The organism is Chlorobaculum sp. 24CR, from assembly GCF_004118635.1.
GTDB lineage: Bacteria > Bacteroidota > Chlorobiia > Chlorobiales > Chlorobiaceae > Chlorobaculum.
Map to the genome: position 1 here is coordinate 1 of NZ_SDGU01000055.1, position 11,927 is coordinate 11,927.

The 11,927-nt window shown below is 57.2% G+C and carries 12 protein-coding genes; 4 read left to right on the plus strand and 8 right to left on the minus strand.

The features are described from left to right. Nucleotides 1-335: 335 nt before the first annotated feature. The 3 genes from EST62_RS09990 to EST62_RS10000 form a co-directional block, all read right to left on the minus strand. A complete protein-coding gene (locus EST62_RS09990; RefSeq protein ID WP_129051941.1) occupies nt 336-896 on the minus strand; it encodes a helix-turn-helix transcriptional regulator in 561 nt (186 codons plus the stop codon). A gap of 515 nt (nt 897-1,411) precedes the next feature. Then, nucleotides 1,412-2,197 (minus strand): iron export ABC transporter permease subunit FetB, encoded by a 786-nt coding sequence (fetB, locus tag EST62_RS09995; protein ID WP_167599297.1) that lies wholly within the window; start codon nt 2,195-2,197, stop codon nt 1,412-1,414. Then, nucleotides 2,194-2,862 (minus strand): ATP-binding cassette domain-containing protein, encoded by a 669-nt coding sequence (locus EST62_RS10000; RefSeq protein ID WP_129051943.1) that lies wholly within the window; start codon nt 2,860-2,862, stop codon nt 2,194-2,196. The genes fetB and EST62_RS10000 overlap by 4 nt, the downstream gene beginning before the upstream one ends. 449 nt (nt 2,863-3,311) lie before the next feature. On the opposite strand from EST62_RS10000, the gene EST62_RS10005 reads away from it, so the two are divergent. Then, the gene (locus EST62_RS10005; protein WP_129051944.1) at nt 3,312-5,855 is read left to right on the plus strand and encodes a helicase HerA domain-containing protein; all 2,544 of its coding nucleotides are present in this window, start codon (nt 3,312-3,314) and stop codon (nt 5,853-5,855) included. A 12-nt stretch (nt 5,856-5,867) separates the two neighbouring features. On the opposite strand, the gene EST62_RS10010 is transcribed toward EST62_RS10005, so the two are convergent. Both EST62_RS10010 and EST62_RS10015 read right to left on the minus strand, forming a co-directional pair. After that, entirely contained in the window at nt 5,868-6,533 is a 666-nt protein-coding gene (locus tag EST62_RS10010) for a TMEM165/GDT1 family protein (protein ID WP_129051945.1), read from the minus strand. A gap of 330 nt (nt 6,534-6,863) precedes the next feature. Beyond that, nucleotides 6,864-7,349, minus strand: a complete 486-nt coding sequence (locus tag EST62_RS10015) for a lipocalin family protein (protein WP_167599295.1) — start codon at nt 7,347-7,349, stop codon at nt 6,864-6,866. Between the two features lie 172 nt (nt 7,350-7,521). Here EST62_RS10015 and EST62_RS10025 point away from each other — a divergent pair, with 172 nt between their 5' ends. The 3 genes from EST62_RS10025 to EST62_RS10035 are packed head-to-tail and all read left to right on the plus strand — an operon-like array spanning nt 7,522 to nt 8,383. Further along, nucleotides 7,522-7,968, plus strand: a complete 447-nt coding sequence (locus tag EST62_RS10025; RefSeq protein ID WP_167599296.1) for a GNAT family N-acetyltransferase — start codon at nt 7,522-7,524, stop codon at nt 7,966-7,968. A gap of 19 nt (nt 7,969-7,987) precedes the next feature. After that, complete coding sequence (locus EST62_RS10030; RefSeq protein ID WP_129051946.1) at nt 7,988-8,194, plus strand: rubredoxin; 207 nt, start codon at nt 7,988-7,990, stop codon at nt 8,192-8,194. A 30-nt stretch (nt 8,195-8,224) separates the two neighbouring features. Continuing rightward, on the plus strand, nt 8,225-8,383 hold the full coding sequence (locus EST62_RS10035; protein WP_129051947.1) for a rubredoxin: 159 nt from the start codon (nt 8,225-8,227) through the stop codon (nt 8,381-8,383). Between the two features lie 231 nt (nt 8,384-8,614). Here EST62_RS10035 and EST62_RS10040 read toward each other — a convergent pair whose 3' ends face one another. The 3 genes from EST62_RS10040 to EST62_RS10050 form a co-directional block, all read right to left on the minus strand. Continuing rightward, nucleotides 8,615-9,865 (minus strand): FtsX-like permease family protein, encoded by a 1,251-nt coding sequence (locus tag EST62_RS10040; RefSeq protein WP_129051948.1) that lies wholly within the window; start codon nt 9,863-9,865, stop codon nt 8,615-8,617. A 10-nt stretch (nt 9,866-9,875) separates the two neighbouring features. Further along, nucleotides 9,876-11,144: an FtsX-like permease family protein gene (locus EST62_RS10045; protein WP_129051949.1), complete on the minus strand. Its 1,269-nt coding sequence runs from the start codon at nt 11,142-11,144 to the stop codon at nt 9,876-9,878. A 248-nt stretch (nt 11,145-11,392) separates the two neighbouring features. Next, nucleotides 11,393-11,827, minus strand: coding sequence for a hypothetical protein (locus tag EST62_RS10050; RefSeq protein WP_129051950.1), 435 nt, complete (start codon nt 11,825-11,827; stop codon nt 11,393-11,395). Between the last annotated feature and the right edge of the window lie 100 nt (nt 11,828-11,927).

The following is an 11,927-nucleotide window of genomic DNA, read 5'->3' on the forward strand; positions in this document are numbered from 1 at the left end:
TACATTATGACTTTTATGAATATATGTGCTCAATTATTACACTTTTATCTTTAACGAAGCAGAGCTTCGGGGAATATATCCCATAGAGATTTAAAAGCATTTCATCATTTACTATCACACCGAATCTGTTTTCACGATCCTGTGTGCAAAGCGTGACATAATAAAATCCAGGACGGGAATAATCATAGCCTTTTAGTCGAATCGATTCGCGATGGTGTTTATCTGGATTATATACCATAAAATTCCAGGTTTGATGATAATTATGCTATACTAATTCCTCTAAAAGAAAGGTTGATATTTTTTTTGAAACAGTCCTAAATGCACTGCATCCCGCCTCACTCCGCCGTCACCACCAGTTCTTTGCTATTTTCGAGCATGACCTCCGTCTCGCTACTTTTCTCCGGCTCAACAACCATGCGCAACTTCGAGTGGCTTGACTCGAATTTCACTAAAAAATTCAAAAGCACTTCGCCGTAAAACTGATTGATCTTTCCGATAATCTCCGAATCGCCATCGACCTCATTGGCAATCTTCACCAAACGCTCAAGTTTTTCATGGATCGAAAATACGTGCTGCCTGATCTGGTCGGCGACGGGCAAATCATTGTCCTCCAACACGATGCTCATGCCGATGCTCAGCGCTCGAACATACTCCTTGATGTCGCTGAGTTTCAGGGTGTCGTCCGTCGAGGATTCCAGACGTGAAATCTTGCTCGGTGTGCACTGCATGAGTTCGGCGAGGCGCTTCTGCGAGATGCCTTTTTGCATCCGCATCCGAACAAGGGTATCGATCAACGGGGTTTTGCAAACCTCTTCCTGAATCGCATCCTTGACGGTATCGTCGCCAACGATGGAGGCAAGCGCCTCTGCTGCCGAGCTGAATCGCTGCTTGTCCATAATATTCTATCTGATTACCATTAATCGAGTTGCCGCCGGATTTCCCGGATGGCTTTTCTTGCCGATGCGATGTCGTCCCGCTGCGACTCCTTTGTTCCCGCTGCGACTCCTTTGTGCCGATGTCGAGCAGATAAATCATCATGCCTGCCTCGTCGGGATAGAGGTACAGGCGGCTCTCTTTCGCTCCCGGCACTTTGGTTTGCCCGATCCTGTACAATCCTTCCCGCTCAGACCTGAAAAACGAAAGGTTCTGCGCCAGCACTGAAAGCGAAATCCCGGACTGCAAATCGGCCAGCAGGCGTTCAAGATTTGCGCCGCAGGCGGCAAACTCTCGTGGGTGATTCGATGCGAATTTCTTGAATCGACTTGCCGTGACAAACTCAGTGCTGATTTTCCAGCTTTTATGCATAAAACGGAAGTCAGGGGTTACTTCGTTGCATAATCTGCAAATATTATAAGGATAAATTTCGATTAGTGCAATCGTGTTCGTACCGGAGGTAGTTTTGTCAACCTGTTCACTCCGCCGACACAACCAGCTCTTCGCTTTCGCCGAAGCAGCGGCGGCGGATGATGTGGGTGACGATGATGGTGCTCATGGCGGTGGATCCGACCAGCATGAACATGACGACAATCTGGTAGCGGATGGCCGTGAGCGGGTCGGCTCCGGCGAGAATCTGGCCGGACATCATGCCGGGAATGAAAACCAGGCCGACGCCCATCATGGCGTTGATCGAGGGAATCATGCCAGCTTTGACCGCTCCTTTGAAAATGTCGCGGCTCGCCTCCTTGTAGTTCGCGCCGAGGCAGAGCTTCATTTCGACCAGCTCGCGCTGCTGGCGCATCTGCGAGAACATGCGCTCGATGGAGATCGCCAGCGCCGACATCGAGTTGCCGATCACCATGCCCGCGGTCGGAATGAAGTAGCGCGGCTCCCACCACGGCTCGACGCCGATCACCAGCCACGAGACGAACAAAGCCGTCAAAAAGTAGCTCGACAGCATCGTCAGAAAGGTCGGAATTTCGTAGGCGATCTGCTTCTCCCTGACCCTGCCCCGCACGATGAACACCGCCGAAAAGACCATCACCACGAAAATGCCGAGCGTCAGCCAGACATTCTGCGCTCCGAAGATAAAGGTCAGGGCGTAGCCCATCACGAAAAGCTGCGAGACCGTGCGGACGGTGCCGATGGAGATGTCCCGGTTCAGCCCGAGCTTGTGAACGAAGGAGGTGGCCTGCGCAACCACGATGAAGAGCAGCGCCAGCAGGAGCTGCGGAATCGAGATTTCGATGATCTGGTTCATGCGCATTCGAGGTTTCCGTTGCGGAAGGTGCAGCTTCGCGCCTGCGGGACGTCGGGCTGGTAGTCGCTGTGCGTGACCATGAGCACCGTCTTGCCCTCGTCGGTGTTGAGCCGCTCGATGATCGAGAACACCATCGCGGCGCTTTCGGCATCGAGCGCCGAGGTCGGCTCGTCGAGCAGCAGCGCGTCAGGCTCGTTCAGGATGGCCCGCATGATCGACAGGCGCTGCTTCTGGCCAACCGAAAGCTTGCTTGCCGACTGAGCGAGCGTGACGCCTTGCAGATAAAACGCATCGAGCATCCGCTCCAGCGTTGCGTCGTCCGGCGCTTTTTTCTGCGCCCCCTGCGCAAAGGCGAACGACAGCAGCAGATTGTCGCGAATCGTGCCGTCGATCATCTGCGGAATCTGCGGAACGTAGGTCACTTTCGAGCGCAGCTCCGGCGGCGGAATCTCCGCCGTGTTGCGGCCACGGAAGAGGATCGCGCCAGAGCGTGGCGTGTTCAACCGGCAGATGAGACGCAACAAGGTTGACTTGCCGCTGCCCGACGGCCCCTTGATGATGAGGAACTCGCCCATCGCGACATCGAGCGACAGGCGCTCGAAAACCGGCGGCGAGCCTTTGTCGTAGCCGAACGAGAGGTCTCTGAGTTCAAGGAGTCTGGTCATCGTATCTCTTTCATGATAAAAATGACGGATAATCGTCATCGCGAGTTCCGACCTGTCGGGTCGTGGCGATCCATCTTTGCTGACTTCGCCGATTCGTTATGGATTGCCGCGCAGCTTCGCTTCTTTCCATGAACATACGCGGTATCGCTGATTGCGATGGAAAAAGCTCTCGTCGTTCTGGTACAAAAGGGCAGCCGCAAGGGCTGCGCCCCTACAGTCGGGAATAACCCGCAGAGATCATCAGGGTCAGAATTCGTGCGCGGTATCGTGTCCCGACGAGTCTGGATGGCTCGCCATGACTTGGGATTCAGGCATCTTTGGCATTGATTCGACAAGAGTGACTTCTGTTTTCATCCGTCCGATGGAGTACGCGATTGTTGAAAAGATCGGAACTAATATCGTTATTTTCTAATGCTGCGGGCATCGTTAACATCAAAGATACCGGAATCATGAAAGCTCCCGAAGAGCGGCTTGGCTCATTTTATCTCGGCGCGGAATACGACCTGCAATCGGGCGAGCGGCTTGAGCGTCCGGTGCACTACGATGCCCGTGACCTGACCACCCACGCGGTCTGCGTCGGCATGACCGGCAGCGGCAAGACCGGCCTCTGCATCGACCTGCTCGAAGAGGCGGCGCTCGACAAGGTGCCGGTGATTCTGGTCGATCCGAAGGGCGACATGACCAATCTGCTCTTGCAGTTCCCCAACCTTTCGCCCGACGATTTCCTGCCGTGGATCGACCAGGACGAAGCGCGTCGCAAGGGGCTGAGTCCGGAAGAGCTGGCCGCCTCGACCGCCTCGATGTGGAAAAACGGGCTGGCAGACTGGGGTATCGCTCCGGAGCGGATCCGCCAACTCCAAGCTGCTGCTGAATTTACGATCTACACCCCCGGCTCCGACGCGGGCATTCCGGTGAACATCCTCGGCAGCCTCGCCGCTCCAAAGCTCGATTTCGACACGGAGGCCGAAACGATCCGCGAACGCATCGCGGGCACGGTGAGCGCCCTCAGCGGCCTGGTCGGCATCGACGCCGATCCGGTCAAGAGCCGCGAATCGATTCTGCTCTCCGCCATCTTCGAGCACTTCTGGCGAGCGGGCACCGACCTCGACCTGGCCACGCTGATCGGCTCCATCCAGAACCCGCCCGTGCGGCAGATCGGTGTGTTCGACCTCAACACGTTTTATCCCGAAAAAGAGCGCTTCGAGCTGGCCATGTCGTTCAACGCGCTGCTCGCCTCGCCCTCCTTCCAGAGCTGGCTATCCGGCCAGTCGCTCGACATCGCCTCGATGCTCTACACCGCCGACGCGCGGCCACGGGTCGCGATCTTCTCGCTCGCGCACCTCTCGGAGAGCGAGCGGATGTTCTTCGTCACGCTGCTGCTCGAAAACGTGCTGACCTGGACGCGCTCGCAGCAGGGCACCTCCAGCCTCCGGGCGCTGCTCTACTTCGACGAGGTGTTCGGCTACCTGCCGCCGGTCGCCGAGCCACCCTCGAAACGCCCGCTCATGACGATGCTCAAGCAGGCCCGCGCCTTCGGCGTCGGCTGCGTGCTGGTGACGCAGAACCCGGTCGATCTGGACTACAAGGCGCTGACCAACACCGGCACCTGGTTCATCGGCAAATTGCAGGCCGAGCGCGACAAGGCGCGCGTGCTCGAAGGGCTGAAAAGCGCCATCAGCGCTGCGGGCGGCCGGGACGCCGGATTCGATTTCGACGCGGTCATCAGCCAGCTCGGCAAGCGCGTCTTTCTCATGCACAACGTGCACGAGGAGCGCCCGGTAATTTTCCAGACCCGCTGGGCGATGAGCTTCCTCTCCGGCCCGATGACCCGTCCGCAGATCAAAACGCTCATGGCCGGGCGCAAAAACGGCTCGCCCGCCCAGCCTCCGGCGGCCTCGCCCCGAACCGCGACCGCGACCGTCGCCGAATCCGCTTCTGCGCCAGTCGCGGCGACGACGCTGCCATCGGGATACTCCGCCGTTCCGCCGGGACTCGATCCATCGATCACGCAGCTCTTCGTCCCGGCCACCATCGATCCGGCTGAGGCACTCGCCCGGCGCGCAAAGGGAGCACCTGCTTCGGCGGAGCTGCTCTACGAACCGGCGCTGATCGGTTGCGCATCGGTCGATTTCGTGGATAAAAAGCGCGGCGTCAGCCAGAGCCGCCGCATCGTGCTCGCCTGCACGGAGATCGACATCGCGGGCACTCCCGACTGGGAGAAAAGCCAGCCGCTCGCCGCCGCGCAGGAGGAGCTTTCGGATCGCCCGGACACGCGAGCCGCCGGATTCGCAGCGCTGCCCGACACGCTCGGCAACGCCCGCAAGCTCTCGGCGTGCAGCCGCTCGCTCTCGGACTGGTTCTACCGGCGCGAACGTATGCCCGTCACCATCCACCCGGCGACCGGCCTGTTCCGGAGCGACGACGAGAGCGAGCGCGATTTCACCATCCGCCTGCAACAGGCCGCGCGTGAACAGCGAGACCGCGAGGTCGATGCGCTTGAAAAAAAGTACGCCACCCAGCTCGAACGTATTGCCGACAAGATCAGAAAAGAGGAGCGCGAGCTGGCGCAGGACGAGGCCGAGCACCAGAACCGGAAGGCCGGTGAGCTGATCGGACTTGGCGAAACCGTGCTCGGCTTTTTCCTCGGACGAAAAAGCACGCGCGGCCTGAGCAGCGCCATGAGTCGCCGCCGCATGACGGCCAACGCCAGGGCGGATATCGAGGAGTCGATTGAAACCATCGAGGAGCTGAAGCACCAGCAGGAGGAACTCGAAGCCGAGCTGAAGAAGGAGGCCGCTGAAATCGCCGCGCGGTGGGAACATCCGGAATCGGCGCTGACGCAGGAACAGATCGCGCCCCGGCGAAGCGACGTAGTGATTCAGATTGTGACCACCGGCTGGCTCCCCTTCTGGCAGGTCACGCTCGAAGCCGCGTCCGGAGGCGGCACGCTCTTTGTGCCGGCGTTCGAGACGGCGGAGGCGGAGCCCTCGTAACTCATCGCCAACTCACGCCGCGCTGCTGCGTTTGCCGGTCAGGTCGCGGAAAAAGAAGAGCGCGGCCACGATCAGCAGCAGCGTTGCGCCGCCCCAGATCGGACGTGAGAACTGCGCTCCGCCCTGGTACATCCACCAGCCACCGAAGAGAAAGAAGACAACGGAAGCTCCGATGCGGATCGCTTTTTCGGGCAGGTTCCTGCCCATCAATCGGCCAACAAGAACGGCAAGACCGTCCGACACCACCATGCCGATGGTCGAGCCGATCCAGACCGGAATGAAGGGATTGGTCGTTGCGAGGCTGATGGTAGAGAGCATCGTTTTGTCGCCGAGTTCGGCCATGAAAAAGGTGGTGAAAACCAGCCAGAACGGATTGACGCCGACCTTGCACTCCCCCGCCTCGTCATTGTCGTCGAGGCTGTCGCCGCGCAGCGTCCAGAATCCGAAGATGATGAACGAAAGCCCGGCGGCAAAAGTGATCCAGTCGGTCGGCAGCAAATCGCCCATCAGCCAGCCGATGCCCGCCGAAAAAACGTGCACAGCGAGCGTCGCCCAGAAGATGCCCCACAGCACCGTGCGCGGTCTGTAACAGGTCGCAAGGGCGAGGGCCAGAAGCTGGCTCTTGTCGCCAAGCTCGGCTAGAAAAATCATCGCGAAAGAGAGCCAGAACGCATCCATGCTGTCGGAACAAGGTTACTGATGAGCGAAAGTCGAGGCGGCAAAATATCCCCGAACCGCCCATTGTTCCAAATCCGGTAATATCTTAACAATCCGGATCGAAAGCGCGACCGGGCTAACAGCCTGTCGGACTTGCCCACAATTAAATTCCCGTCACTGCGAATCCCGATTTGTCGGGATCAATACCGCACACGAACCTTGAACATGATTATCCTGGGTAAAATCTGTCGTTCTTAACTGTAGGGACGGCTCTTGTGGCCGTCCTCTTACGAAAGAGCACCGATGGTTGTTCAATGTCAATCATTATTAATCCGGCGATTGTGCGAGACCTCACCCCTGCGAGGTCTTCACCAGCCTGGACGTATCGATGCCCTTCAGGCGCAACTGGTCGAGCAGCTCCCGGTAGAGCGTTTCGTCCATGTACGGCGTTCTCGACAGCATCCAGCAACGCGATCCGTCCGGATTCGAAACCAGCGCCCACGAGTAGTCCTCAGCCAACCCGACAACCCAGTAATCGGCCTTGATCCATCGGAAAAACGTGACGATCAGTTTGGCGTTGCCGCTGCCCGCAACCGGAACGGCGGTCGCCCGGATCGAGGCCTTTCGGCCTTTGCGCTTGCAGGAGTTACGCACCATCACCTGCCCTTTCACGGCGTCGAATGTGTATTCGGCCTTCGTGTTGGCGCAGCCGCGCTGCTGCTTGCCGGGAATGGCGGCGACTTCATACCAGGTACCGCAATATCTCAAAACATCCACCTCCGGAACGGTGCCCGGCCCGGAGGTCTGGAAGTATTTTCGTAGAAGGTTCTTGAACATAGCTGAAACGTTGAGTGATGTTGTAAAATATTCATATATCAATAACTGATGCAGACGGCGGCAAAGTTTCACAACACAGCCGTTCCTTGCTCGTAACGCCTTTAATTAGATTGCTATTTTCGAGGTTTTTCGATAGCATTCAAACGTGAACGTTCACCAAAACTCCGTTGTTATGCCGACTGTCCGCATTGCAGAACCCAGCGACATCGAGGCTTGCGCCCGGTTGCTGAACATTCTTTTCAGCCAGGAACACGAATTTACGCCCGACCCGAAAAAACAGGAGACCGGTCTCGGCATGATTATCGGCGATCCGGCGGCAGGAACGGTGTTCGTGTGCGAAGCCGAAGAGGGCATTGTCGGCATGGTTTCGCTGCTGAATATGGTCAGCACGGCGATAGGCAAAAAGGTGGCGATGCTCGAAGACATGATCGTCGATCCGGGGTGGCGCGCCCAGGGCATCGGAGCCATGCTGCTCGATCACGCCTGCCGCTGGGCGCGCGCCGAAGGGTACGGCAGAATTACGCTTCTAACCGACGGCGACAACCTCCCGGCCCAGCGATTTTATGAAGCGCACGGCTTTTTGCGTTCGACGATGGTGGCTTTCAGAAAACGGCTTTGAAACAAAAGGAGATACGCCCATGAACGTCAAAGAGAACGAACCGGAACAAACCGACCGGCAAACGTGGATGTGCGCCGAATGCGGCTACATTTACGATCCCGCGGAGGGTAATCTCGAAACGAACATCCGCCCCGGCGTGCCCTTCGAAAAGCTGCCAGAGGACTGGGCCTGCCCGGTCTGCAATCGTCCGAGAGAGCAGTTCACGAAATTCAAATCACAACTCTGACCGAACCAAACAACCAAATTTTTCGACACCATGGAACAGTGGAAGTGCACGATCTGCGGCTACATCTACACCCCCGAAACCGGCGACCCGGAAGGCGACATCCCGGCAGGAACATCATTTGATGATCTCCCCGACACCTGGATGTGCCCCGTCTGCGGCGCGGGCAAGGAAGAGTTCACGAAGGAGTGAGGATAACGAACAGCTCTGATTGTTGTCACCATATTTTGTAGGGGCAATCCCTTGCGGTTGCCCTGATCTTTTATCTCTCCGGAAAACAGCTCGTCACAAACTTAGCCCCCGGCTTGAAAGCCGGGGCAATGTGAATGTAAAAACCCGATATGTCCGTCGGGTTAAAACCCTCCTGAATGCAGTACTGTTTTCTTCGCTTCGTTCGTTTACTATGGAATCGAAAAATCTCCCTCACTCCATCTTGTTTTCAAGCGACCGGCTCGTCGCAATGGCGGCGGCTTTGCCTGCGGGATAGAGGCTGACGAGCAGGGTGAAGAGGATGGCCGCCACTCCGACGACGAGAAAGTCGCCGGGCTTCATGCTGACCGGGTAGGCACTGATGATGAAGGCGCTTTTCGACGGGAGCTGCACGATGCCGTACAGCTCCTGCGCCGTGCAGACGATCCACGCCAGAAGCGAGCCGAGCGCCGTGCCCGCAAGCCCCGTCAGCCCGCCCTCGACGATGAAGATGGTCATGAACTGCGGCCTTTCCAGGCCGAGGCAGCGCAGGTAGAACAGCTCGTGTCGTTTGTCGATGACCGTCATGGCGAGCGATCCGCCGAGGCTCAAGAGCGCCACCAGAATCACCAGCATCAGCACGGCGAAACTCGCCCACTTTTCGAGCTGCATCACGGCGAACATGTCGCGGTGCCGCTCCTCGAGCGTCAGCACGCGCAGCTCCTGCGCCAGCCCGTTTGCCGCGATCCATTGCCGCAACCGCGCTTCGAGCGCCTCGTCGCTCACGCCCGTGCGTCCCTGGATGTCGATGCCTGAGTAGCGTCCCCGACCGAAGAGCAGGATGCTTTGCGCCATCTCGACAGGCGCGAGCACGTAGCGGTCGTCGAACACCTTTTGCAGCGAAAAGCTGCTCTGGACTCGCGCGTCGCTCATCGACAAAACAGGCATAAGCTCCGGTTGCGAAAGGGCTTGCAGGCCCGCAGAAATCAGCTCCGGGCTGAAAAGTCGCACCGGCTGGCCGGCATAAAGCCGCAACCGTTCAGCAAGCAGATTGCCCGCCGAAATGCCGCCTTCAGAAAAGTAGGGCTGGCGGTTCGACGTCGTTTGCATCAAATAGCGCTGCGCCTCGGCGGTCAGCCCGCGAACCATGATTAGCTCGCTTTTGCCCGACGCGGTGATGATCGCCTGCCCCTCCGCGAAGGGGTGCGCGGTCTGAATCCCCTCGATGTTGCGGATAGCCGCGAGCAGCGAGTCGCTCACCACCAGCGAGCGGCCTCGTGCGGGCGCGATCTGCACCGGCCCCTCGACGGTTGTGAAGAGGTCACGGGCGAGCTTCTGGAAACCGTTCAGCACGCTCATCACAATGAGCAGCGTCGAGACGCCGACGACGATCCCCGCGAGGCTGATGCCGGAGATGATGTTGATGACCCGGAAACGCTTCCGCGCGAAGCTGTAGCGCCCGGCGATCCAGATGCCTGCTTTCATCGGCTCCTCCTCACGTGGTCAGTGCGGTGCTGGGCCGGAGCGAGGCGGCCACGCGCGATGGAATAAAAGCGAAGAGCAGCGTCAGCGCCGCCACGCCCGCCGACACGGCGAGGTATTGCAGCGGGTCGATTTCGAGCGGCACGTGGCGGATGAAGTAGCTCTTTTCCGGCAGCGTGATGAGGTGAAAGCGCAGCTCGAAGAGCGACAGGCCGAGCGCCAGCAGGTTGCCGAGGCCGATGCCGACCAGCGAAATCATGAACGCTTGCCCCATGAAAACCATGCTCACAGCGCGAGGTTCGAGGCCAAGCGCGGAGAGCATCCCGATCTCCCTGGTCTTTTCGATGATGAGCACCAAGAGCGTCGAAACGATGTTGAACACCGCCACGATGGTGATGGTGATGATGAGCAGTGGCATGATGTTCTGCTGGAGCTTGAGCCACTCGAAGAGGTTGGCGTAGCGCTCGTAAACGGTGTAGGTGTAGAAGGGATAGCCGAGCCGGGCCGCTGCGTTCGCGGAGATCGATTGCAGGTCGCTGAGGTCGGAGACGTTGGCTTCGTAGCCCGAAATCATGCCGGGATGGTAGATGCGCTGGAGCCGCGCGAGATCAGCGAAGGCGACGATGTCGTCGAACCCCTCGGTGAGGCCGGTGTCGTAGATGCCCGCAACTCGCGCCACGTGCAGGTCGAGGCTCGACAGCAGCTCGATGACGCTCTCGCTGCCGGTGATGGCGGACGCGCCGTTTTTGGCTGCGATGCCGACGATCATCAGCCGGTCGCCCGCCTTAACGCCGAGCTTGCGGGCGAGCGTCTTGCCGACGAGGATCGGCAGCGGACTCTCCGCCGACGCCGACGCCGCTTCGAGCAACGCCGGACCGTTCTGCAGAAAGCGCGAACTCACGCGCGGATCGATCCCCTGAATCATCGCCGGTACGATGTTGCCACCCGCATCGCCACTTCCGGCGCGGCTTCGGAGCATCACGTTCATTTCGAGAAATGGTGACACCGTCGCGACGCCCGGTACGCTTTTCAGCGTCTGGAGGTCGCGGCGGGTTTCGAGGAAAATGCGCTCGTCCGGTTGGCGCACCTGAAGATGCGAGGAGAAACTGATGAGCTTGCCCTCGATCACCGACGCGAATCCGTTGACAATCGACAGCGTCAGAATGAGCGCCGCCGTCCCCACAGCGATTCCGACCACAGCCGTCAGCACAATAAACGTCGGCTTCGACAGCGAGCGGGGCTTGAAGGCGAACCGCCTGGCAATGTAGAACTCTGCTTTCACGGATCGGTCAATGGTGCGTGGATGATGAGTCGTGTTTCAGGAGAGGACTGGCCTCCCTTCTAATGCATTGAAAGATAAGAATTTCTGGGTATGTGGCGAAGACGGGATTTTGTTAGTAGTCAAAATAGAGGGCTGTAAAGGCAGGTAGCACTACGAAGCTTCATCAGAAGAAATAGAGCTAGTTCTATCCAGTACTATATATAACTATTCGCTTATTAAGTATAACTATCAAAAAAAAGACAAAATAATCACTTTTTCTTTTGCACATAAATATTATTTAAGTGCTTTTTTGTGTCATATATTAGAGTCAAAACCAAATAAGAGAAAAAAAGAATCACAGCAAAGACTATATCAACGATAAATTTATCATAATTAATATAATGTTGAAACACAAGCCAAATAACAAATAAAAAAATAATCCAGGCATTACTAAAAAACGTTATTCTGAACAACTTTTTTTCAACCGAAACCATTTCGATATAGATATCAAGACCGTAATAAGCAGAAATTATATTTTTAACATAATCCTCTTTTAGGTTTTTATTTGAAAAACAATATGCAAAAAGCCCAATAACTGCAGAAATAATCAAAGCGATAAATTCATAAAAAAACACGCAATGATTATCAGTACCAATAAGCCATAAGGCAAAGTCACTTAAGTATTTTCGATCGTCCGGAGGCACCTTAAGCGCTTTATGTCAACAGAGATGTCGCTTTTTTTTGAAAAAAATTGTTCACTTTTCGTCCGGGTTCAGAACCACCTCCCGGTTCATTTCCCATGCT

What these genes read in the sequence shown, in the direction of transcription:
- EST62_RS09990 (WP_129051941.1), bottom strand. Translation starts at nt 896, where the DNA reads ATGGACAAGCAGCGATTCAGCTCGGCAGCAGAGGCGCTTGCCTCCATC.
- fetB (WP_167599297.1), bottom strand. Translation starts at nt 2,197, where the DNA reads ATGAACCAGATCATCGAAATCTCGATTCCGCAGCTCCTGCTGGCGCTG.
- EST62_RS10000 (WP_129051943.1), bottom strand. Translation starts at nt 2,862, where the DNA reads ATGACCAGACTCCTTGAACTCAGAGACCTCTCGTTCGGCTACGACAAA.
- EST62_RS10005 (WP_129051944.1), top strand. Translation starts at nt 3,312, where the DNA reads ATGAAAGCTCCCGAAGAGCGGCTTGGCTCATTTTATCTCGGCGCGGAA.
- EST62_RS10010 (WP_129051945.1), bottom strand. Translation starts at nt 6,533, where the DNA reads ATGGATGCGTTCTGGCTCTCTTTCGCGATGATTTTTCTAGCCGAGCTT.
- EST62_RS10015 (WP_167599295.1), bottom strand. Translation starts at nt 7,349, where the DNA reads ATGTTCAAGAACCTTCTACGAAAATACTTCCAGACCTCCGGGCCGGGC.
- EST62_RS10025 (WP_167599296.1), top strand. Translation starts at nt 7,522, where the DNA reads ATGCCGACTGTCCGCATTGCAGAACCCAGCGACATCGAGGCTTGCGCC.
- EST62_RS10030 (WP_129051946.1), top strand. Translation starts at nt 7,988, where the DNA reads ATGAACGTCAAAGAGAACGAACCGGAACAAACCGACCGGCAAACGTGG.
- EST62_RS10035 (WP_129051947.1), top strand. Translation starts at nt 8,225, where the DNA reads ATGGAACAGTGGAAGTGCACGATCTGCGGCTACATCTACACCCCCGAA.
- EST62_RS10040 (WP_129051948.1), bottom strand. Translation starts at nt 9,865, where the DNA reads ATGAAAGCAGGCATCTGGATCGCCGGGCGCTACAGCTTCGCGCGGAAG.